The 22,368-nt window shown below is 54.1% G+C and carries 24 protein-coding genes; 13 read left to right on the top strand and 11 right to left on the bottom strand.

Going from position 1 to position 22,368, the window contains the following annotated elements; translation table 11 throughout:
* The first annotated feature begins 41 nt into the window (after positions 1-41).
* Together rsmD and EHN07_RS07160 are read left to right on the top strand one after the other, a co-directional pair.
* Positions 42-617 (top strand): 16S rRNA (guanine(966)-N(2))-methyltransferase, encoded by a 576-nt coding sequence (gene rsmD / locus EHN07_RS07165; protein WP_124023492.1) that lies wholly within the window; start codon positions 42-44, stop codon positions 615-617.
* 10 nt (positions 618-627) lie between these two features.
* Positions 628-897, top strand: a complete 270-nt coding sequence (locus EHN07_RS07160; protein ID WP_124023491.1) for a DUF1145 family protein — start codon at positions 628-630, stop codon at positions 895-897.
* On the opposite strand, the gene EHN07_RS07155 is transcribed toward EHN07_RS07160, so the two are convergent.
* The gene (locus EHN07_RS07155; RefSeq protein WP_124023490.1) at positions 898-1,254 is read right to left on the bottom strand and encodes a DUF2500 domain-containing protein; all 357 of its coding nucleotides are present in this window, start codon (positions 1,252-1,254) and stop codon (positions 898-900) included.
* 125 nt (positions 1,255-1,379) lie between these two features.
* Here EHN07_RS07155 and EHN07_RS07150 point away from each other — a divergent pair, with 125 nt between their 5' ends.
* From EHN07_RS07150 to EHN07_RS07135, 4 genes are all read left to right on the top strand, one after another.
* Positions 1,380-2,006, top strand: a complete 627-nt coding sequence (locus tag EHN07_RS07150) for a lysoplasmalogenase (RefSeq protein WP_124023489.1) — start codon at positions 1,380-1,382, stop codon at positions 2,004-2,006.
* 106 nt (positions 2,007-2,112) lie between these two features.
* A complete protein-coding gene (gene zntA / locus EHN07_RS07145; RefSeq protein WP_124023488.1) occupies positions 2,113-4,320 on the top strand; it encodes a Zn(II)/Cd(II)/Pb(II) translocating P-type ATPase ZntA in 2,208 nt (735 codons plus the stop codon).
* A gap of 143 nt (positions 4,321-4,463) precedes the next feature.
* Complete coding sequence (locus EHN07_RS07140) at positions 4,464-4,775, top strand: type II toxin-antitoxin system HigB family toxin (protein WP_124023487.1); 312 nt, start codon at positions 4,464-4,466, stop codon at positions 4,773-4,775.
* Complete coding sequence (locus tag EHN07_RS07135; protein ID WP_124023486.1) at positions 4,772-5,182, top strand: helix-turn-helix domain-containing protein; 411 nt, start codon at positions 4,772-4,774, stop codon at positions 5,180-5,182. Before EHN07_RS07140 ends, EHN07_RS07135 begins: the two co-directional genes overlap by 4 nt.
* A gap of 37 nt (positions 5,183-5,219) precedes the next feature.
* On the opposite strand, the gene EHN07_RS07130 is transcribed toward EHN07_RS07135, so the two are convergent.
* The 4 genes from EHN07_RS07130 to tusA all read right to left on the bottom strand — a co-directional run bounded on the left by EHN07_RS07130 (position 5,220) and on the right by tusA (position 8,466).
* On the bottom strand, positions 5,220-6,509 hold the full coding sequence (locus EHN07_RS07130; RefSeq protein WP_124023485.1) for a TRAP transporter large permease: 1,290 nt from the start codon (positions 6,507-6,509) through the stop codon (positions 5,220-5,222).
* A 14-nt stretch (positions 6,510-6,523) separates the two neighbouring features.
* Positions 6,524-7,033: a TRAP transporter small permease gene (locus EHN07_RS07125; RefSeq protein WP_124023484.1), complete on the bottom strand. Its 510-nt coding sequence runs from the start codon at positions 7,031-7,033 to the stop codon at positions 6,524-6,526.
* A gap of 25 nt (positions 7,034-7,058) precedes the next feature.
* Positions 7,059-8,042: a TRAP transporter substrate-binding protein gene (locus EHN07_RS07120; protein ID WP_124023483.1), complete on the bottom strand. Its 984-nt coding sequence runs from the start codon at positions 8,040-8,042 to the stop codon at positions 7,059-7,061.
* Positions 8,043-8,220: 178 nt separating this feature from the next.
* Positions 8,221-8,466 (bottom strand): sulfurtransferase TusA, encoded by a 246-nt coding sequence (gene tusA / locus EHN07_RS07115; RefSeq protein ID WP_124023482.1) that lies wholly within the window; start codon positions 8,464-8,466, stop codon positions 8,221-8,223.
* Positions 8,467-8,640: 174 nt separating this feature from the next.
* On the opposite strand from tusA, the gene EHN07_RS07110 reads away from it, so the two are divergent.
* The 4 genes from EHN07_RS07110 to EHN07_RS07095 all read left to right on the top strand — a co-directional run bounded on the left by EHN07_RS07110 (position 8,641) and on the right by EHN07_RS07095 (position 12,632).
* On the top strand, positions 8,641-9,306 hold the full coding sequence (locus EHN07_RS07110; protein ID WP_124023481.1) for a 7-cyano-7-deazaguanine/7-aminomethyl-7-deazaguanine transporter: 666 nt from the start codon (positions 8,641-8,643) through the stop codon (positions 9,304-9,306).
* A gap of 72 nt (positions 9,307-9,378) precedes the next feature.
* Entirely contained in the window at positions 9,379-9,930 is a 552-nt protein-coding gene (locus tag EHN07_RS07105; RefSeq protein WP_124023480.1) for a DcrB family lipoprotein, read from the top strand.
* 198 nt (positions 9,931-10,128) lie between these two features.
* Complete coding sequence (locus EHN07_RS07100) at positions 10,129-11,178, top strand: AI-2E family transporter (protein WP_124023479.1); 1,050 nt, start codon at positions 10,129-10,131, stop codon at positions 11,176-11,178.
* A 62-nt stretch (positions 11,179-11,240) separates the two neighbouring features.
* A complete protein-coding gene (locus EHN07_RS07095; protein WP_124023478.1) occupies positions 11,241-12,632 on the top strand; it encodes a M24 family metallopeptidase in 1,392 nt (463 codons plus the stop codon).
* 17 nt (positions 12,633-12,649) lie between these two features.
* Here the strand turns inward: EHN07_RS07095 and EHN07_RS07090 are convergent, their stop codons facing one another.
* The 3 genes from EHN07_RS07090 to EHN07_RS07080 form a co-directional block, all read right to left on the bottom strand.
* Positions 12,650-13,897 carry an MFS transporter gene (locus EHN07_RS07090; protein WP_124023477.1) on the bottom strand — a complete coding sequence of 416 codons (1,248 nt, stop codon included), beginning with the start codon at positions 13,895-13,897 and terminating at the stop codon, positions 12,650-12,652.
* Positions 13,898-13,986: 89 nt separating this feature from the next.
* Positions 13,987-14,334, bottom strand: coding sequence for a DUF1294 domain-containing protein (locus tag EHN07_RS07085; RefSeq protein ID WP_124023476.1), 348 nt, complete (start codon positions 14,332-14,334; stop codon positions 13,987-13,989).
* A 29-nt stretch (positions 14,335-14,363) separates the two neighbouring features.
* Positions 14,364-15,560, bottom strand: coding sequence for a BaiN/RdsA family NAD(P)/FAD-dependent oxidoreductase (locus EHN07_RS07080; protein ID WP_124023475.1), 1,197 nt, complete (start codon positions 15,558-15,560; stop codon positions 14,364-14,366).
* Between the two features lie 229 nt (positions 15,561-15,789).
* On the opposite strand from EHN07_RS07080, the gene pitA reads away from it, so the two are divergent.
* A complete protein-coding gene (gene pitA / locus EHN07_RS07075; RefSeq protein WP_124023474.1) occupies positions 15,790-17,292 on the top strand; it encodes an inorganic phosphate transporter PitA in 1,503 nt (500 codons plus the stop codon).
* A 73-nt stretch (positions 17,293-17,365) separates the two neighbouring features.
* Here the strand turns inward: pitA and uspB are convergent, their stop codons facing one another.
* The gene (gene uspB, locus EHN07_RS07070; RefSeq protein ID WP_124023499.1) at positions 17,366-17,701 is read right to left on the bottom strand and encodes a universal stress protein UspB; all 336 of its coding nucleotides are present in this window, start codon (positions 17,699-17,701) and stop codon (positions 17,366-17,368) included.
* Between the two features lie 364 nt (positions 17,702-18,065).
* Between uspB and uspA the strand changes: the two genes are divergently transcribed.
* A complete protein-coding gene (gene uspA / locus EHN07_RS07065) occupies positions 18,066-18,503 on the top strand; it encodes a universal stress protein UspA (protein ID WP_124023473.1) in 438 nt (145 codons plus the stop codon).
* A 47-nt stretch (positions 18,504-18,550) separates the two neighbouring features.
* Here the strand turns inward: uspA and rsmJ are convergent, their stop codons facing one another.
* Both rsmJ and prlC read right to left on the bottom strand, forming a co-directional pair.
* The gene (rsmJ, locus tag EHN07_RS07060) at positions 18,551-19,303 is read right to left on the bottom strand and encodes a 16S rRNA (guanine(1516)-N(2))-methyltransferase RsmJ (protein WP_124023472.1); all 753 of its coding nucleotides are present in this window, start codon (positions 19,301-19,303) and stop codon (positions 18,551-18,553) included.
* An 8-nt stretch (positions 19,304-19,311) separates the two neighbouring features.
* Entirely contained in the window at positions 19,312-21,354 is a 2,043-nt protein-coding gene (gene prlC, locus EHN07_RS07055) for an oligopeptidase A (protein ID WP_124023471.1), read from the bottom strand.
* Between the two features lie 167 nt (positions 21,355-21,521).
* Between prlC and EHN07_RS07050 the strand changes: the two genes are divergently transcribed.
* Entirely contained in the window at positions 21,522-22,364 is an 843-nt protein-coding gene (locus EHN07_RS07050; RefSeq protein ID WP_124023470.1) for a 23S rRNA (adenine(2030)-N(6))-methyltransferase RlmJ, read from the top strand.
* Positions 22,365-22,368 lie beyond the last annotated feature (4 nt).

Below are 22,368 nucleotides of genomic sequence, written 5' to 3'. Positions count from 1 at the left end.
CGTTACACTAGACGGCAAGAAATCGCCTTGCTGTGAGTCCCATGAAAAAACCGCAATCTACTGGCAGCGGCCAGATCCGTATTATTGGAGGCCAATGGCGCGGCCGCAAGCTCCCCGTGCCGGACAGCCCGGGCCTGCGCCCGACTACCGACAGGGTTCGTGAAACCCTGTTTAACTGGCTGGCGCCGTCGATGGTTGACGCAACGGTGCTGGACTGCTTTGCCGGCAGCGGGGCGTTGGGGCTGGAGGCGCTATCACGCTATGCGGCCCGCGCCACTTTGCTGGAGATGGATCGCAACGTCTCACAGCAGCTGCAAAAAAATCTGCTCACGCTAAAGGCGGCCAACGGCAAAGTGGTTAATAGCAACACGCTTCATTTTCTGGCGCAGCCGGGCGAGCCGCACACTATCGTGTTTGTTGATCCTCCCTTCCGTAAAGGATTGCTGGATGAAACGCTGGCGCTGCTGGAGAGCAATGGCTGGCTGGCTGACGACGCGCTGATTTACGTCGAGAGTGAAGTAGAAAATGGCATGCCTGCGGTGCCTGCAAGCTGGTCACTGCATCGCGAAAAAGTCGCAGGCCAGGTCGCTTACCGTTTATTTAGTCGTGAAATCTAAGGAGCGGGTGATGTTGATTCATATTGGTCGATTATTGATGCTTGGCGTCTGGGCCTTTTTGTTGCTGAATATTTTCCATCCGTTTCCACGGCCGCTGAATATCTTCGTTAACGTGGCGCTGATTTTCACCGTGTTAATGCACGGTATGCAGCTGGCGTTACTGAAATCGACCCAGCCGAAAGACAGCCCGCCGCTCAGCCGCAGCCAGCAGATTAAGATTTTTATCTTTGGCGTATTCGAACTGCTGATCTGGCAGAAGAAGCTCCGCCAGGGCAAGTAATTATTCGGGGATAAAGCCCACAAAGCGCGTCCCCTGATACTGCAAGGTTCCTCTATCGCCAACGCTTATCGCGTGGTAAGCCTGCGCCGTCACCCGCATTTTCAGCTCCAGCCCGCCGCTTTGCGGGCGAAACCAAACCTCATAGCGCATCGTATCTTCCACCGGCGTGACCTCGCGTTGCCGTGAGCGACGATCGTGAGTCGGCGCTTCACGTTTTGTCGCCACCAGCACGCTTTTTTCCATCACCGGTGCCGCATCATTTTCCGCATTCTGGCGACGCTGTTGCACAAAGCGCAACGATGCCGCCACGACGATAATCGCCACGACTGCGATGAAAAAAAGGGGCATTTTACTCATAGATTTATCTCGTTTTGTCAGGCACTTTTAAGCATACCCTGCCGCTCGCGACGTTGTCATCCGTCGCTATTGACCGCTAGACTTAAATTCAACGGTAGATTAACTAATACAAAAAGGGACTCGCTATGCTCTGGTCTTTTATCGCTGTATTCTTTTCCGGATGGTTGTACGTAGACGCTTCCTATCGTGGGCCAGGCTGGCAACGCTGGGTGTTTAAACCCGTCACGCTCTTACTTTTATTACTGCTGGCGTGGCAGGCGCCGATGCTGAACGCGACGGGCTACCTGATTGTGGCGGGCCTGCTGGCAACCCTGCTGGGTGATGCCCTCACGCTGCTGCCCACTCAGCGCATGCTGTACGCCATCGGCGCATTTTTCCTCTCGCACCTGCTTTACACCCTCTATTTCGCCAGCCAGATGACGTTCAGCCTCTTCTGGCCGTTGCCGCTGGTCTTGCTGATTGTGGGAGCCTTGCTGGTTGCCGTTATCTGGACGCGCCTCGAAACCTTCCGCTGGCCGATTCTGACGTTTATCGGCATGACGCTGGTGATGGTATGGCTGGCGGGCGAGCTTTATTTCTACCTGCCAACGCGGCCAGGCTTCTCGGGCTTTATCGGTGCCACGCTATTGCTGTTGGGGAATATCGTGTGGCTGGGTAGCCACTACCGCCGCCGCTTCACGGGTGACAGCGCCATCGCTGCAGCCTGCTATTTTGCCGGGCACTTTATGATTGTACGCGCTCTGTATATTTGACCCTGCGGGCGGTTTTTACCGCCCCTCAAATTTCCCTCTTGACTCTGGAGTCAACTCCAGAGAGTAACATGGGTAATGAGAACATTATCATTACCCCGGAGGGCAGATGCTCAACACCCCAAAATCCCCGCTGTTTGCGAAAGCAAAACTCAGCCCGCTACCCGTAAAAACCGATACCTGTCACGGTAATGACTGTTGCGATAAAGCCGAGCCTGCTGCGGCAAGCGCAACGTTTACCGAGCCCCTTGATCGCTATAGCTGGCTGGTCGATGGTATGGATTGCGCCGCCTGCGCCCGCAAAGTTGAAAATGCGGTTAAGCAGCTGGCAGATGTGCAGCGTGTTCAGGTGCTCTTTGCCACCCAAAAACTGCTGGTCACCGCCGCCCATGATATTCGCCCGCAGGTTGAAAAAGCCGTCATAGCCGCCGGGTACAAGCTGAGAAGCGGCACCGCGCCCGCGCCAAAAACATCTTCTGTGCGTGAAAATTTACCGCTCATTTTACTGGCAGTGATGATGGCGCTGAGCTGGGGCGTTGAGCAAATTAACCCTCCATTTGGCAACATCGCGTTTATCGCCACCACGCTGGCTGGCCTGTGGCCGATTGCCCGCCAGGCGGTGCGCCTGATGCGCAGCGGCAACTGGTTTGCCATCGAAACACTAATGAGCGTCGCCGCGATTGGCGCGCTGTTTATCGGTGCAACCGCCGAAGCGGCGATGGTACTGCTGCTGTTCTTAATTGGCGAACGTCTGGAATCTTACGCCGCCAGCCGCGCGCGCCGCGGCGTGAGTGCGCTGATGGCGCTAAAACCCGAAGTTGCCACACGCATTCGTAACGGCGAACGCGAAACCGTCGCGCTGGGTGATTTGCGTCCGGGCGATATCATTGAAGTTGCGGCTGGAGGGCGTTTGCCCGCAGATGGCCGGTTGTTAACGCCATTTGCCAGTTTCGATGAAAGCGCGCTAACCGGAGAATCCATTCCCGTCGAACGCCAGCTCGACGAGAAAGTTCCGGCGGGCAGCACCAGCGTAGACCGGTTAGTACAGCTTGAGGTGATTTCAGAACCGGGCGACAGCGCGATTGACCGCATTCTGCGCTTAATTGAAGAAGCGGATGAACGCCGTGCACCCATTGAGCGTTTCATTGACCGTTTCAGCCGGATTTACACCCCGATTATTATGGCGATCGCGCTACTGGCGGCGGTTATCCCACCGCTGTTATTCGGACAAAGCTGGGGCGAATGGATTTACAAAGGCCTGGCGCTGTTGCTGATCGGCTGCCCGTGTGCGCTGGTGATTTCTACGCCTGCGGCGATTACCTCCGGGCTTGCCGCGGCGGCACGCCGTGGCGCGTTGATTAAAGGCGGAGCGGCTCTCGAACGCCTTGGCAGAATTCAACATATCGCTTTCGATAAAACCGGCACGCTGACCGCTGGCAAACCGCAGGTGACCACCATTGAAGTCAATGGCGAACTTCACCCAAACCAGCTGCTGGCCCTTGCCGCCGCCGTTGAGCAAGGTTCGTCACACCCGCTGGCGCAAGCGATTGTGCGTGAAGCACAAAGTCGGGGTTTAACCTTGCCTGAAACCAGCGCGAATCGGGCGCTGGCAGGGATTGGCGTAGAAGCCACCATCAACAGCGAAACCGTACTCCTGAGCACGCCGGGGAAACTCGCAGAAAATGTTCTCGATTCGCAGTGGCAGGCACGCATTACCGAGCTTGAGGCCGAGGGTCAAACGGTCATTGCCGCAGTGCAACAAGGCAAATTAATTGGCGTTCTGGCGCTGCGCGATACTTTACGCAGCGATGCAAAAGCCGCCGTGGCAGCACTGCATGATATTGGCGTTCAGAGCGTGATGTTGACCGGCGATAACCCGCGGGCTGCGGCTGCAATCGCTCAGGAACTGGGAATGGATTATCGCGCCAGCCTGCTGCCTGCCGATAAAGTCAGCGCGGTCAACGAGCTCAACGCCCGCGCGCCGCTGGCGATGGTGGGCGACGGTATTAACGATGCGCCAGCCATGAAAGCCGCCACTCTTGGTATCGCCATGGGCAGCGGCACCGATGTGGCGCTGGAAACCGCAGACGCGGCACTCACGCACAACCGCCTGACAGAGCTTGCCAGCATGATCGGCCTGGCTCGGGCAACGCATAACAACATCCGCCAAAACATCACCATTGCGCTGGGGCTGAAAGGGATTTTCCTGATCACCACACTACTGGGGATGACCGGTTTGTGGCTGGCCGTTTTAGCAGATTCAGGCGCAACGGCACTGGTTACGCTAAATGCGTTGCGGTTGCTGCGAAAGCGTTAGTTTGCGTGAAGGCTCGGGCAATTACAGCGCGGAGCTGGTAAGAAAAGCCCTGACGAATGACAATGGCGGCTCACGGCATCGGGTTGACTAATTGGCAACTCGGTGCTTATATAGTTGCCAATTAGTCAACTTCAGGCAGGAGTATGCACTTAATCTCACTCAAAGCGCTGAGCGAAGCCAGCCAAAGATTTCCGCAGCATGCACAGGCGTTGCTGATGCTGGCGAGAATTATCGAGAAAGGCCATTTTCCAACCCCTGAGTCGCTCAGGAAAATTTATCCCACTCTCGATAATTTTAAATATCTCGACAAGCATTACGTCATTAATATTGCGCGAAATGAGCTGCAGTTAATTGCCCTGATATTCTTTGACCGCCAAAAATTCTACGTGCGCGACATCATGACGCATGCGGATTACATCAGATTTACCGAAGCCCACCGGGGAAAGAAAAGATGATCGCAGATGCACTAAAAGCCACCGAGGCCCTGAAGATCGCCGTACCCTTTCTGGCTGATAACCCAGGTGAAAAAGAGTACCAGCAAGCGCTGGAGCTGGTGGAGTACTTGCTGACAAACGATGCCGCCAGCCCGTTGCTGGAGCTGGTCAGCGTTAAAATTTCTGCCTATGAAAAAAATCTGCCGGATGTCATCGCGTTTCGCGAGCAAATGGATGCGCTGCCGCCTGGTATTGCGGTACTCAAGACGCTAATCGATCAGTACCAGCTGAATCAAAACGACTTTCAGAATGAGATTGGTAGTAAGTCTATGGTTTCACGCGTATTGCGCGGCGAGCGGCAGCTCACTACCGAGCACATCAGAAAGCTGTCGCAACGTTTTGGCATTTCTCCGGCACTCTTTATATAACCCTCACTCGGTTTCAGTGAGGGTTATCCTGGGGCTTTTAGCTCGTCATTCCCAATATATGCGGCAGCCACAGGGAAACCGCCGGAATGTAGGTCACCATCGCCAGCACCACCAGCAGCATCGCGTAGAACGGCAGCATGGCACGCACCACCACTTCGATTTTCTGTTTACTCACCGCGCTGGCGACAAACAGCACCGATCCCACGGGCGGGGTAATTAACCCAATCCCGAGATTCACCATCATTATCATGCCGAAATGAACCGGGTCGATACCCAGCGCGTTGGTTACCGGCAGGAGTACCGGGGTGAGGATCAGGATAATCGGCGCCATATCCATCAGCGTGCCAATCAGCAGCAGCATGATATTGAGGTACATCAGAATGACGTATTTGTTATCAGACAGCGAGGTGAAGAACTCCGTGATGCGCGCAGGCAGCTGCATGTAGGTCATCACCGCGCCAAAGGCGGCAGCAAAACCGATCAAAATCATCACGATAGAGACGGTTTTTACGGTACGGAACATTAACTTAGGCAGCTCATTCCATTTGTAATCACGATAGATAAACATGGTGACGAAGAACGCCCAGACGCAGGCAACGGCCGCAGATTCCGTGGCGGTGAATACCCCGCTAAGAATTCCGCCGAGGATGATAACTACCGTCATCAGGCCCCAGAGCGCGTCGAAGAAAATCTTCACCGCCTGTTTGAAAGGAATGCGATCGCCTTTCGGGTAACCGCGTTTATGGGCGAAGCCAAGACACATCACCATTAGCGACACACCGAGTAATAATCCCGGCAGCACGCCAGCGATAAACAGCGTGGCAATCGACACCGTGCCGCCCGCCGCCAGCGAGTAAATCACCGAGTTATGGCTTGGCGGAATCAAAATCGCCTGCACCGATCCACTCGCGGTGACTGCCGCCGCATATTCACGCGGATAGCCCTTTTTCTCCATTTCCGGGATCATCACGCTGCCGATGGATGCCGTATCCGCCACCGACGAGCCGGAAATGGCGCCGAAGAAGGTGGAGGCCACGATATTCACCAGCGATAGGCCGCCACGAATAAAACCGACGAAGATATAGGCAAAGTTGACCAGGCGACGGGCAATGCCGCCTTCCGCCATGATGGCCCCTGCCAGAATGAAGAATGGGATCGCCAGCAGCGTAAATTTGTTCACCCCGCTGGTGATTTGAATCATGATCGCTTCCAGCGGCAAATCTATCCATAGCGCACCAACCATGGCGCTCAGCCCTACGGCAAAGGCGACGGGCATTCCTACAGCGAGCAGCACCGCAAGCGTTGCTAATAAAATAAATGCGTCCATGTTATCCCCTGGTCTTAACCGTGATTACCCAGCAGCACTATTGGTCGGTTCTCTTGAGAGCCAAACAGTAATCGCTCGACAACAAACAGAATCAGTAAAATCGCGCCCACGGGCAGCGGAAGGTAGGTTTGACCGGATGTGAGGATCGGGAATTCGGCAACGGGCTGTTCCCATAAATCTGCACACAGATAGAAGCTGTAATAGAACATCACCAGCGAAATAAGCAGCATCAGCAAATCGACAGTACGTGCGCACAGCCGCTGTATTGCCTGCGGCAGACGGTCTGTCAGCATATTCACCGCGATGTGTGAACCGGCGCGGTAACTGACCGCCGCGCCGATAAACGTGAAGGTCACCATGCAGATTATCGCCACCGGTTCCGGCCAGGATTCCCCACGGTTAAGGACATAGCGCGAGAAAATGCCAATCGGAATAATGATTGTCATCACCAGTAGCGACAGCCCTGCGACAATCATCGCCAGCAAATACACTTTATCCATTAAGTCTGAGTAGCGTTGCGACATAAGTAAACCCTCACAAAACAAAAAGTTACTTAACGTCAGCAATCGCTTTCATCAATTCCTGATGCTTATCGCCATACTGTTTGCGCACCGGCTCAGTCGCTTTCACAAACCAGGCTTTGTCGATTTCATGGAACTGCACGCCACCGGCTTTCATTTTTTCCAGCGCCTGCTTGTTATAGGCATTCCACAATTCACGCTGTTCCATTTGCGCGTCGCGCGCCAGCTTCAGGATTTTTTGCTGCTGTTCGGGCGTCAGTTTGTCCCACTTCACTTTGGAATAAAGCAGCATTTCTGGGGTGATGAAGTGCCCGCTCAGGGTGTAGTTTTTGGCGACCGGCATGTAGTTGTGGGCAATAAAAGTTGGCGGGTTGTTTTCTGCGCCGTCAATGACTCCGGTTTGCATCCCGCTATACACTTCGCTCACCCCCATGGCGACCGAGTTCGCCCCCATCTGTTTGAGGGTAGCCAGCGCCACCGGACTGCCCTGAACGCGGATTTTCATGCCCTTGAGGTCTTCCGGTTTCACTACCGGATTTTTGGTAATCAGATTACGCGTGCCGGAATCCATCCAGCCTAAGAAGACCAGGCGGGATTTCGGGTTATTAGTCAGCTTATCGCCAATCTGTTTGCCCAAATCGCCGTCGATCACTTTGTGCATATGATCTTCATCGCGGAACACATAGGGAAGGGTAAAGACTTCAACATCCGGCAGGATCGCGGCAACCGGCGCCATCGACACGCGGATCATATCGAGCGCCCCCATTTGCGCCTGTTCAATCATCTGTTTTTCATCGCCCAGCACCCCGCTCGGGAAAACTTTTATCTCTAAATCACCGTTGGTTTGTTGTTTGAGTTTTTCACCCATGTGCTGCACCGCAACCACGTTCGGATAACCTTCCGGGTGAACGTCGGCAGCTTTAATCACCTGGGCAAAAGCGGTCTGCGTCAACAGCATTGACGCGCCGGACAGGCATAAACCAGCAAAAACAGGCAGAAAGGTCTTCTTCATTGTGTCGCTCCAGCAGAGGTAGGAATTTGCGATAAGAAATAAAACATTGTTTTAATTTATCGATTAAAAGCTAGACTACGTGGAGAAAAGCGAGGGTGAAGCACTTCACAAAAAGCGATAAAAAAATGAAATTAGGGTTCAGAAGCCCAAAGCAGGAAAGCCAGGGGCTGGAGCGAGGTTACTGGCCTTTACGCAGCAGGTATTGATAAGGCAATGAGTCGACTTGTTTAGCAAGCAGTTCGTGTTCCATAAAAAGGCAAAAGCCGGGGATGTCGCGCGTGGTTGCAGGATCGTCGGCAATCACCAGCAGCGTTTCACCAGGCTGCATGCCGCGTACGGTTTTGCGCACCATCATCACCGGTTCCGGGCAGCGCAGCCCCAGGGCGTCAAGAGTATGGTCGGGATGGGAAAAAAAATCGGTCATCTGCGGTCTCGGGTTTATCAAACCGCGATAGTTTACGCCCGGTAAATTCTGGTGCAAGTGACGTGAACGATTGCGCTAAAATTAACCGTTGCAAAGCAGGTGTAACGCAGTATCATCGCACCCGCTTTAAAACATCAGGGTTCCCTCACCCCTTTCACCAAAAAGGCGACAATAATGACGCAGTTCAATTCGACTCAGCGCGCTAAAGCGCTGTTCTGGCTATCGCTATTCCATTTGCTGATCATCACCTCCAGCAACTATCTGGTGCAGTTACCGGTCTCGGTGTTTGGCTTCCACACCACCTGGGGCGCGTTTAGCTTCCCGTTTATTTTCCTCGCAACCGATCTGACGGTACGTATTTTTGGCGCCCCGCTGGCGCGTCGTATTATCTTTGCCGTCATGCTGCCTGCGCTGATTATCTCCTATGGTATTTCAGCCCTGTTTTATATGGGCAGCTGGCAAGGATTCGAGGCGCTGCTGCACTTCAACCTGTTCGTTGCCCGTATCGCCGTCGCGAGCTTTATGGCTTACGCGCTGGGCCAGATTCTGGATGTGCATGTCTTTAACCGCCTGCGCCAGAGCCGCTACTGGTGGCTTGCGCCCACCGCATCCACGCTGTTTGGTAATATCAGCGACACGCTTTCCTTCTTCTTTATCGCCTTCTGGCGCAGCCCGGATGCCTTTATGGCCCAGCACTGGGTCGAAATTGCCGTGGTGGATTACTGCTTCAAAGTGTTAATCAGCCTGGCCTTCTTCCTGCCGATGTACGGCGTTATGCTGAATATGTTATTGAAACGGCTGGCAGATAAGTCTGAAAATCAGGCATTACTACCCGGTTGACAGCGCTTGAATTATCTTGTGATAAGATGCTGAAATTGGCCGCAAAGGCTTGCTAACCTAAAGGAAGAAGTCATGGGTAACCTGGTAAAATATGTCGGTATCGGCCTGCTGGTATTAGGCCTGGCCGCTTGCGATAACAGCGACAGCAAAACCACTACTGCAGCGGCAGAAAGCAGCGCAAGCGCCCAGCCGGTTAGCCTGCTGGACGGAAAAGTCAGCTTTGCGCTGCCTGCCGATATGACCGACCAGAGCGGTAAACTGGGCACTCAGGCAAACAATATGCACGTCTATTCTGACGCCACCGGTCAGAAAGCGGTGATTGTGATTATGGGCGACGACACGCCAGACGATTTGGCGGCTTTAGCAAAACGCCTTGAAGATCAGCAGCGTGCTCGCGATCCCCAACTGCAGGTGGTGACCAATAAATCCATTGAGATTAAAGGCCACGCGCTGCAGCAGCTCGACAGCATTATCTCTGCAAAGGGCCAGACCGCGTACTCATCGGTGATCCTGGGTAAAATTGATAACCAGCTGTTAACCATGCAGATTACGCTGCCTGCGGATAACCAGCAGCAAGCGCAAACCGCCGCAGAGAACATCATCAATACCCTCACCATCAAGTAATAATGGTGGCGAACATAATACGGCCTCCGGTAACGCAACCGGGGGCCGTTTTTTTATCTGCCATGCTATCCACCACGCGATACCAACCCGCACGGCCACCGCCAGAGAGATAAGGCAACAGACTTTCAGACTCGGCTTGCGGGTAAGAAGTTAACGAAGCGCTACACTAAGAGGATCCCTCGCATTCAGGATCTTTTCATGCTTTCTCCAGAACCCGACAAAACCGGGCTACATATACTGATAAAACTTTCTGCGCTGGTGATTATTCTTGCCGGGATCCACGCTGCGGCAGACATCATCGTCCAGCTTTTATTAGCGCTATTCTTTGCCATTGTGCTTAACCCGCTGGTCACCTGGTTTATTCGCCGGGGGGTGAACCGACCACTGGCGATTTCCATGGTGGTGTTGGCGATGCTGGTGGTGCTGACCATGCTGCTCGGCGTGCTGGCGGCCTCGATGAGCGACTTCATCGAACTGCTGCCGAAATACAATAAAATGCTGACGCAAAAGATCTATGAAATCGAAAACATGCTGCCGTTTATGCATCTGCGTTTATCGCCGGAACGCATGCTGCAACGCATGGATTCCGAGAAAATGATGTCGTATGTCACCACGCTGATGAGCGAGCTTTCCGGAGCGATGGCCAGCGTGCTGCTGCTGGTGATGACCGTGGTGTTTATGCTGTTTGAAGTGCGACATGTGCCGTACAAGCTGCGCTTTGCGCTTTCCAATCCGAAAGTTCATATCGCCAGCCTGCACCGCGCCCTCAAAGGCGTGACGCATTATCTGGCGCTAAAAACGCTTATCAGCCTGTGGACAGGAGTGATTATCTGGCTCGGCCTGCAATTATTAGAGGTGCAGTTTGCGCTGATGTGGGGCGTGCTGGGCTTCCTGCTCAATTACATCCCTAATATTGGCTCGGTGATTTCTGCCATTCCGCCCATGGTTCAGGCGTTTCTCTTCAACGGCACTTACGAAATGGTGCTGGTTGGCGCGTTATTCCTGATAGTGCATATGGTGCTCGGGAATATCGTTGAGCCGCGCATGATGGGGCGCGGTCTCGGCATGTCGACCTTTGTGGTGTTTCTGTCACTGCTGTTCTGGGGCTGGCTGCTGGGCCCGGTGGGCATGCTGCTTTCCGTGCCGCTCACCAGCGTATGTAAGATTCTGATGGAAACCACGCAAGGGGGGTCAAAACTTGCGGTGCTGCTGGGGCCTGGACGGCCAAAAAGCAGGCTACCGGGATAGGTTCTTTTTTGGCCTGGTGGTAAGTTAATCTTCACCCAGTGAAAAAAAGGAATTAACCACCTATGCCGCATTCAGCCATCACGCTTGCCACCATTAAGCAGCCGGAGATTTACCTTAATGTCCCGAGCGTGGCATTAAATAACCAGACGCTCCAGGAGCGCCACAGTAAGGTTTTGCAGGCAATGGCGCGCCAGCATCTGGATGCGTTGGTTATTTATGCTGATAAAGAGCACGGCGGGAACTTTGAATACCTGACCGGGTTCATCCCGCGCTTTGAAGAGGGATTGCTGGTGCTGCATAACAGCGGCGAGGCGGTGCTGGTGCTCGGCAACGAAAACCTCAAACTTGCACCGCACTCCAGAACCCCTGCCCGCGTGGTGCACGCGCCGTGGTTTTCGCTGCCAAACCAGCCGCTGGAGACCACGCTTTCGCTAAGCGAAGTGCTGCAACAGGCCGGGCTGGTTGGGCAACAACGCGTGGGAATCGCAGGCTGGAAATTGTTCACCGGCCCGCACGATAACCCTAAGCCGCTGTTTGATATTCCAGCCTTTATTTTCCAGGCTCTTCAGGGCGCCCTGCCATCCAGATGTGAATTACTTAACGCCACCGGGCTGTTTATTTCGCCACGCAACGGTGCCCGAATCATCAATAACGCCAATGAAATCGCCCATTACGAATATGGCGCAAATCTGGCATCGGGTGCGGCGCTGACCGCACTGAACGCGATTGAAGTGGGCAACACGGAAAAATCGATTGCAGCACTGCTTGCGGCTGAAGGGCAAGCCAATAACGTGGTGACGATTGCCGCTACCGGCGATCGCTTCGAAAATGCCAATCTCTACCCTTCCGATAAACAAATCCGCAAAGGCGATAAATTTTCATTAACCGTCAGCTATAAAGGCGGGTTAACCAGCCGCGCGGCATATGTGGTAAGCCATGCCGATGAGCTTGCTGAAGGGGTAAAAGATTACCTTGATGTGGTCGCCATCCCCTATTTTCGCGCGGTAGTAAACTGGCTTGAACATATGCGCGTTGGCGTGAAGGGCCATGAAGTTTACGAACTGATTGAGCGCGTGCTGCCAAAAGCCGAATACCACTGGCACCTCAACCCTGGCCATTTGGTGGCTGACGAAGAGTGGCTATGTTCGCCGATTTATCCCGCCTCCGATATTCCTCTCTCCAGCGGGATGCTGCTGCAAATCGATATTATCCCATCGCGACAGGGTTACGCCGGAGCCAGCATCGAAGACACGATTGCATTGGCCGATGAGCCGCTGCGCCTGAAAATAGCCGCCCTTTACCCGGAATTGTGGCGGCGTATACATTCCCGTCGGGAATATATCCGCAACGTGCTCAATATTCACCTGCATGAAGATGTGCTGCCGCTCTCTAACACCGTAGGTTACCTGCGGCCCTATTTGCTCAATAAGGCGCAGGCGCTAGTTTGCCAGTAAGCCTGCTGCGGTGCGGCTCAGACTTGATGCTGCCTGAGCTGCGCCGAATTATCGAGCCTTCTGATCGCAGGGGTAAAACTGGCGGCAATCGTCGCCACCAGAACGGCGATGGCGCAGGCCAGTAACACCTCCGTATTGCCGTAGCGCATCGCCAGAGGGCCTGCGGCAAGCTCACCCACCGGGATCGCCACAAACGATCCCAGGGCGTCATAGGCGTACACCCGCGCCAGTTTCTCAGGCGGGATATGGGTTTGTAACGATTGCGCCCAGGCAACACCGAACAGGCCAAAACCGATACCGGCGACTAAAAATGCCGCCATTAGTACCGGTATTGCAGGAAACAGAGCCAGCGCCGCGATCGGCCCCGCGCAAAATACAATAAGAACGGTGCCGATGAAAAGATCGCGCCGTGGACGCCAGCGTAGCGCAATAAAAGAACCCACAATGAGGCCCGCGCTTTGAGCGGCAATGGCCATTCCCCAACCGGCGCGGCCAAATGTTGCATCCGCAACCACTGGCCCCAGCACCATCATCACACCGCTAAACGCGGCATTGACGATGGTAAACTGCACCACGATTGCCCAGACCCAGCTTCGCGAAATAAACTCCGCCCAGCCCTCTTTTAGATCCTGAAATATATTGGATTGCGAGCCTTGTTGCTGTGGCGTGTGGGTGCGCGTCATCAGATAAAGAGGGGCTGACGCGGCAAATCCTAACGCATCAACCGCCAGCCCCCAGCCCGGCCCCATCACGCTGATAAGCAGGCCACCCAACGATGCCCCAATCACCGTTCCGCCATAAATACCCAGCTGAATAAAGGCGTTCGCTTCCCGTAAAGCGTGCACCGGGACAGTTTGTGGCACCATGGATTGGGAAGCCGGCAACGATGCGCCCGCTGCGGCTCCATTGAGCGCGCCGAGTACCGCCAGCAGCGTGATGGTTGCCGAACCATCCAGAACGAGAGCGGCCACGACGCCCTGAGTGATGGCCGCAATCACCGAAGAGTACAGCAGAACACGGCTGCGGGAGTAGCGGTCGGCCAGTACGCCGCCAATCAGCAAGAATGCGACGTTAAAGATAGAGCGAGCGGCAATCACAATACCTAAATCAGCCGCAGAGCCTCCCATATCGAGCACCGCAAAGGCCAGCGCAATAGGCGCAATGCCGTTGCCTAAAACCGTCAGCAGGCGAGCAAAAAACAAATTGCGGAACGGCGCATAGCGAAATGCGCGCTTTGAAGGATGCGCGGTGGCTTCAGCGCTCATTGTTTAAAAGTCTCATTATTTCAATTAGTTTTCAGTATGGTTATTAGTAATGGCTTGATACGGGAAATGCCTGCATGGCAGAACAGTACCTACAAAATCCAGCGCCCATACATCCAGTATCCCGCCCCGGCAACCGCCACGATATTCACGGCGACACTGAGCATAAACCAGGTTCTGAACGGCTGTTTTTGAGTTTTATGCCGGAACAGCTGCTGGCCGAAAAACGCGCCAATCCAACCGCCCACAAGGCCAAAAACCAGTAATGTGGTTTCCGGCACGCGCCTCCAGCCTTTGCGCGCCGCCAGTTTATCTGCGCCGTATAGCAAAAACGTCAATAACGTGATGAATAACAACCCCATCCAAAGCGAATGAGTAAAGAAAAAGCTGGCTATTAACGCCAGCGCCAGCAAGGTGTAACAAACCCAATTGAGACTCATATCAGCAACCCGAATGAATAAAGAATGGGTTATTGCGCACCCACCAAATCCTGCGCGCAAGCCCAGGCAGAACTCCATGCCCACTGGAAATTATATCCGCCTAACCAACCACTTACGTCCATCACTTCGCCGATAAAATACAAACCGGGCACGTTGCGCGCCTCCATGGTGCGCGAGCTAAGTTCGCGGGTATCCACCCCGCCAAGCGTGACTTCTGCGGTGCGATAACCTTCGGTGCCGTTGGGCTGCACCTGCCAGTTTTGTAAGGTTTCAAGCACTTCACTTTGTTGACGGGTATTGAGCTGTTTAAGTGTGACATCCGGAATTTGCCCAAGCTGTTGCAGGCACTCCACCAGGCGCTTTGGCAGCACCATCGCCAGGGTGTTTTTCAGGCTTTGATTCGGATGAGCGTTGCGTTGCTCGTTAAGCAATTCATCCAGATCGGTATCAGGAAGTAAGTTAACGCTCACAAACTCACCGGGTTGCCAGTAGCTGGAAAGCTGCAATACCGCAGGGCCGGACAAACCCCGATGGGTAAACAGTAAACTTTCGCGGAAGCTCACGCCGCTGGCTGCGGTAATCACCGACGCAACGGAGACCCCAGAAAGCACCTGGAGCTGTTCAAGAAGCGGCTTATGCAGGGTAAATGGCACCAGGCCCGCGCGGGTTGGCAGCACTTTTAGTCCGAACTGCTCTGCGATCTTATAGCCAAACGGCGTTGCGCCCAGACCCGGCATCGAAAGCCCGCCGGTGGCGATAACTAATTTTGCCGCCTGTACGCTGTCGCCATTTAATTGGATCGTATAGCCGTTTTCGTCACGTTCTATAGCTAATACTTCACTACGCAGGCGCATGGCGACCTGCCCTTTTTCACATTCAGCCATCAGCATATCCACGATTTGCTGCGCCGAATCATCGCAAAAAAGCTGCCCCAGCGTTTTCTCATGCCACGCGATACCGTGTTTACCGACCATGTCGATAAAATCCCATTGGCTATAACGTGCCAGCGCAGATTTGCAAAAATGAGGGTTTTGGCTCAGATAAGCCGCAGGTTCGATATAAAGGTTAGTAAAGTTGCAACGACCGCCGCCAGACATCAGGATTTTACGGCCCGGCTTTTTCCCGTTATCAATAAGCAACACTCGGCTGCCGGCCTGGCCTGCCATCGCGGCGCAGAACATACCTGCCGCACCTGCACCAATAATAACGGTATCAAACTTTCCCACGACCTACTCCCGACTATGCTTAATGCAAGGAATTGTAAAGATAGCGGGCTGGTCGCACCAGCTAAATGCGTCTTAACATTGCCAGGTGATTGAAAATAAATATGTAAATCTTTTCATTGTTTGACGTTGAACGGACAAACATTAAGAAAAGTCCATATTTCTGTTGGCGCATTGCGAAGTTGTCTTACATAATGCGCCGCGTTCATGTCCTCAAAATGGCGTAACGTCTATGGAATTTCTGTTTAATGGCCTGGATCTACATACCGGGCTTTTGTTATTACTTGCTCTGGCATTTGTTCTCTTCTACGAAGCGATCAACGGCTTTCATGACACTGCTAACGCAGTGGCAACGGTTATCTATACCCGGGCAATGCGATCGCAACTTGCGGTAGCAATGGCGGCATTATTTAACTTCCTCGGCGTTCTGCTCGGTGGATTGAGCGTGGCGTATGCGATTGTGCATATGTTGCCTACCGATCTGCTGTTGAACGTAGGGTCCTCACATGGCCTCGCCATGGTGTTCTCTATGTTGTTGGCCGCTATTATCTGGAACCTCGGCACCTGGTATTTTGGTCTGCCGGCGTCCAGCTCCCATACGCTTATCGGTGCCATCATTGGTATTGGTCTGACAAATGCATTGATGAACGGCACCTCGGTTGTTGATGCGTTGAATATCCCGAAAGTGATTGGGATTTTCATGTCGTTGATCCTTTCGCCACTTGTGGGTCTGGTGATTGCGGGCGGGCTAATCTTTTTGCTACGTCGCTACTGGAGCGGCACCAAGAAGCGCCGCCGTATCCACCTGACGCCTGCCGAGCGTGAAAAACAAGACGGCAAGAAAAAGCCGCCATTCTGGACGCGTATTGCTCTGATTATCTCCGCTATTGGCGTGAGCTTCTCCCACGGCGCAAACGACGGGCAGAAAGGTATCGGCTTAATCATGCTGGTGCTGATTGGCGTTGCCCCTGCAGGCTTCGTGGTGAATATGAATGCTTCCGGCTACGACATTGCTCGTACTCGCGATGCCATTACGCACCTTGAGCAGTATTACGCGCAGCACGGCGATGCGATTAAGCACGTTGTCGATCTCAACCCAGCGATTCCCACCCCTGAAGAAGTGAAGGGCCAGGATAAGCCTGCTGAATTCCACTGCGACGCCAGCCGCGCCATGGTTGCAGTGCAGCGTGCGAAAGAGCTGCTGGGCAATATCGACAGCTACGACAAGCTGAGCGTTGAGCAACGCAGCCATATGCGCCGCCTGCTGCTGTGCATTTCGGATACGTCGGAGAAAGTGGCTAAACTGCCGGAAACCAAACCGGACGATAAGCGCTTCCTCAAAGAGCTGAAAACTGACCTGTTGTACACCATTGAGTACGCACCAATCTGGATTATCATGGCGGTCGCTCTGGCGCTTGGCCTCGGTACGATGATTGGCTGGCGTCGTGTGGCGACCACTATCGGTGAGAAGATTGGCAAGAAAGGCATGACGTATGCGCAGGGTATGTCCGCGCAGATGACAGCCGCCGTCTCCATCGGTATTGCGAGCTACACCGGTATGCCGGTTTCTACCACTCACGTGCTTTCTTCTTCCGTAGCGGGGACGATGGTGGTTGACGGCGGTGGTTTACAACGTAAGACTGTGACCAACATCATGATGGCCTGGGTGTTTACCCTGCCGGTGTCGATTCTGCTTTCTGGTTCTCTTTACTGGATTTCACTGCACTTCATCTAAGTCTGATGCAGTGAACGCAGTACGACAAAAAGCGGGTCAGGAAACTGGCCCGCTTTTTTATGTGCTCAAACTGTCAGTGCCAAATCATCAAACCGATAAGACTAATCACCACAAGTCCGCATAGCGCGCTGGTCAAAATAAACTGGCGGCGCAGGCGTTCACAGCGGCGAATAAACTCATCATCATGATGGTCAAGATAACGCTGGGCGTAGATATAACTCACCAGACGAATCTGTTTGCTGGGCTGCCCGTGGGCGGTAAAAAAACCGCTGCCATCGACATATTGATACAACAGCGGATCGCATCCGCGCAGTACCACCAGCAGAGCGCGCAAAGATGAGTAATAGCGCGCCATATTCACCAAACAAACCACACAAAGCGCCCAAAAAAGCGCGACGGTGCTGATCATCATATAACCCTCCCGGTGAAGCCCCGGAACATCACTCCAGGGCAACCGCTCACCCCGAAAACCAGAAAGACCGTTTAGCGAGCCCAAAAAGCCGATCCGGCTCACATTACTATTCCGGAACGACTTATTTAATAGTGTAGGAGATCCGCTAATTTTTTTGCCACATCGTTCGCCTTAATCAAAGCGATAAGCGCCATTTTTAGCGGAAAGGTATACAGCGGCGGCACATTGACGGTTTCCGCCATTGGTTATAGGGTAGAAATATCATCTACAATTTAGGTTTTTACGTGCGGGTAGCACCACAGCAATCCATAGTGCTATCCGACCAGGCTGGTCATCGACAACTTATGGAAGGAGTAAAATTATGGCTTACAAACACATTCTGATCGCGGTGGACCTCTCCCCGGAGAGCAAGGTACTGGTGGAAAAAGCGGTTTCTATGGCTCGCCCATACAACGCCCAGGTTTCCCTGATTCATGTTGATGTAAATTACTCCGATCTCTATACCGGACTGATCGATGTCAATCTGGGCGATATGCAAAAACGCATTTCTGAAGAGACGCATCACGCGCTGAGCGAGCTTTCCACTAGCGCAGGTTATCCGATAACTGAAACCCTGAGCGGCAGCGGCGATCTGGGCCAGGTTCTGGTGGATGCGATTAAGAAATACGATATGGATTTGGTGGTCTGCGGACACCACCAGGATTTCTGGAGCAAACTGATGTCCTCCGCACGCCAGCTGATCAACACCGTTCACGTTGATATGCTAATTGTCCCGCTGCGTGATGAAGACGAAGATTAAGTTTAGAACGTTTTAACCCTCACCCTCTCCCTGAGGGTGAGGGTTGTTTAAACTGCCGTTCCCGGATAAATATCAAAGCGGTGCCCTTTAGTGACCACCGCATTATGCGTTTCGATGCCACCGAGCGGCGGCGCGTAGTCCGGGCGTTTTACCACTACACGTTTGGTCGCCAGCTTTTGCGCGGGCAACAGCAACCCATCTGCATCTTCGTCCGGCCCCACCAGCGACTGGAACACCCGCATCTCTTTCTTCACCAGCGCGCTTTTCTGCTTGTGCGGGAACATCGGGTCGAGATAGACCACTTCCGGGCGCGGCGTGATATCGCTTAGCGCCGTCAGGCTCGAGGCGTGGATCAGCTGCAAACGTTCCTGCAACCAGCCGCCAATCTCCGCATCCTGATAGCCACGGCGCAAACCGTCGTCGAGCAGCGCGGCAACCACTGGGTTGCGCTCCAGCATCCGTACACGGCAGCCTACAGAGGCCAGCACAAAGGCATCGCGCCCAAGCCCCGCCGTGGCATCGACCACATCCGGCAAATAGCCGCTTTTGATGCCGACCGCTTTTGCCACCGCCTCACCGCGCCCACCGCCAAACTTGCGGCGATGGGCCATCGCGCCCGAGACAAAATCGACAAAAATGCCGCCGAGTTTGGGCTCGTCGCGCTTACGCAATTCGAGACGGTCGGGCGTCAAAACCAGCGCCATCAGCGAGTCTTCGTCGTGTATCAGGCCCCAGCGCGCGCTCAAAAGTGATAAGGCGCCGGAGTCGGCGCCTGATTCAGTTAGTAAACAGATTTTCACAGAATAGCTCAGCCCTTGATGCCGTAATGGGCCAGCATCGCGTCAAGCTGTGGTTCACGGCCACGGAAGCGTTTAAACAGCTCCATCGGCTCTTCGGAACCACCACGGGTGAGGATGTTATCAAGGAATGATTGCCCGGTTTCACGGTTGAAAATACCTTCTTCTTCAAAACGTGAGAACGCATCTGCCGCCAGCACATCAGCCCACAAATAGCTGTAGTAACCCGCCGCGTAACCACCAGCAAAGATATGGCTAAAGGCGTGTGGGAAACGGCCCCATTTTGGCGAGGGCACAACCGCTACCAGCTTTTTGATTTCATGCAGAGTTTCCAGCACTTTCGCCCCCTGCTCCGGGCTGAATTCCGCATGCAGACGGAAGTCGAACAGGCCGAATTCCAGCTGGCGCAGAATAAACAGCGCCGCCTGGTAGTTCTTCGCCGCCAGCATTTTATCCAGCAGCTCTTTTGGCAGCGGCTCGCCGGTTTCGTAATGGCCGGAGATAAACGCCAGCGCGTCCGGCTCCCAGCACCAGTTTTCCATAAACTGGCTTGGCAGCTCAACCGCATCCCACGGCACGCCGTTGATGCCGGAAACGCCCGCCGTTTCGACTTTGGTCAGCATGTGGTGCAGGCCGTGGCCGAACTCGTGGAACAGGGTGATCACTTCGTCGTGGGTGAACAGCGCAGGTTTGCCGTTGACCGGGCGGTTGAAGTTACAGGTCAGGTAAGCGACAGGTTTTTGCAGCGAACCGTCTGCTTTACGCAGCTGGCCGACGCAATCGTCCATCCATGCCCCGCCGCGCTTGTTCTCACGCGCGTACAAATCAAGATAGAAGCTGCCGCGCAACTCATTTTTCTCGTCATACAGCTCGAAGAAACGCACATCGGAATGCCAGACGTCGATATCTTTACGCTCTTTCGCGGTGATACCGTAAATGCGCTTAACAACTTCGAACAGGCCGTTAACCGCGCGCTCTTCCGGGAAATACGGGCGCAGCTGTTCATCGCTGATGCTGTACAGATGCTGTTTCTGCTTTTCGCTGTAGTAGGTGATATCCCACGGCTCCAGCTCGGTGACGTTAAATTCTTTTTGCGTAAACGCGCGCAGTTGCGCCAGCTCAGCCTCGCCCTGCGGACGCGCACGTTTCGCCAGGTCGGTTAAGAACTCGAGAACCTGCTGCGGGTTTTCGGCCATTTTGGTGGCGAGCGATTTTTCCGCGTAGTTGCCAAAGCCCAGCAGTTGTGCCAGCTCGTGGCGCAGCGTCAGAATTTCTTCCATCACCGGCGTATTATCCCACTTGCCTGCATTCGGCCCCTGATCTGATGCACGAGTCGCATAAGCGCGGTACATCTCTTCACGCAGTTCACGGTTGTCGCAGTAAGTAAGCACGGGCAAATAGCTTGGAATATCCAGCGTCAGCAGCCAGCCGTCTTGCTCTTTGGCTTCGGCCTGAGCGCGTGCGGCAGCCAGCGCGCTTTCCGGCATACCAGACAGCTGCGCTTCGTCGGTAATCAGCTTCGTCCAGCCCTGAGTCGCATCCAGCACGTTGTTGCTGTAGGTCGATCCCAGCTCAGACAGACGCGCGGCGATTTCGCCATAACGCTGCTGTTTTTCTGGCGGCAAGCCGATGCCAGACAGCTCGAAATCACGCAGCGCGTTATCCACGGACTTTTTCTCAGCCACGCTCAAATCGGCATAACATGCGCCGTCACGCAGGTTGCGATAGGCCTGATAAAGCCCTTCGTGCTGCCCAACCCAGGTGCTGTATTCCGACAGCAGCGGCAGCGTTTGTTCATAAGCTTCACGCAGCGGCGCGCTGTTTTTTACTGAGTTCAAATGGCTGACAGGAGAGAAAATACGCCCCAGGCGATCGTCCACCTCCGCCAGCGGCTGGCAAAGATTGTCCCAGTTATAAGGCGCGCCTTGCGCTACCACGCTTTCGACTTTCGCACGGCAATCATCCAGCGCTTGCTGCACGGCTGGCACAATATGTTCAGGGAGAAGTGCGGAAAACGGCGGCAAATCGAAAGGGGTCAGCAATGGATTGGTCATAAGCGCGATTCCTGATATCTGATAAGTGGAGCGCGATACGCGCTACAAAGGCAATGCTAACTAACATGAGGCTTAGTGTAGTTAATTTCAATGCCGGGCAGCGAGCATAAGGCTGTATACTGTGCACAATATGTTGTTCTTCTTTTGTCTTTGGAAACCCTGCATCCATGCTCAGTTATCGCCACAGCTTTCACGCCGGCAACCACGCCGACGTACTGAAACACACCGTTCAAAGTCTGATTATTGAATCCTTAAAAGAGAAGGATAAGCCTTTTCTCTACCTGGATACCCATGCAGGCGCAGGCCGATACAAACTGAGCAGCGAGCATGCTGAACGCACTGGCGAATATCTGGAAGGGATTGCCCGCATCTGGCAGCACGACGATTTGCCTGCTGAACTTGAGCCGTATATCAGCGCGGTGAAAGCCTATAACCACAGCGGCCAGCTGCGCTATTACCCGGGTTCCCCGCTGATTGCCCGCCAGCTTCTGCGCGAGCAAGACAGCCTGCAGCTGACCGAGCTGCACCCGTCAGATTTCCCGCTGCTGCGTTCTGAATTCCAGAAAGATAACCGTGCGCGCGTTGAACGTGCCGACGGTTACACCCAGCTGAAATCCAAACTGCCGCCGGTTTCTCGCCGCGGTCTGATCCTTATCGACCCGCCGTATGAAATTAAAACCGACTACCAGGCAGTTGTGACCGGCATCAACGACGGTTATAAGCGTTTCGCGACAGGCACCTATGCGCTGTGGTATCCGGTGGTGATGCGTCAGCAGATCAAACGCATGCTGCGCGAGCTGGAAGAAATCGGCATTCGCCGCATTCTGCAAATTGAGCTGGCCGTGCTCCCGGACAGCGACCGCCGTGGCATGACCGCCTCGGGTATGATTGTTATCAACCCACCGTGGAAACTGGAACAGCAAATGGCTAATGTACTGCCGTGGCTGCATAAAACCCTGGTTCCATCCGGTAACGGATCAACCACCCTGAGCTGGGTTGTGCCTGAGTAACGGC

The sequence above is a fragment of the Buttiauxella warmboldiae genome, assembly GCF_003818135.1.
Classification (GTDB): domain Bacteria; phylum Pseudomonadota; class Gammaproteobacteria; order Enterobacterales; family Enterobacteriaceae; genus Buttiauxella; species Buttiauxella warmboldiae.
The sequence above is the reverse complement of the archived record's forward strand: the minus strand, read 5'-3'. Positions and strand labels throughout refer to the sequence as shown.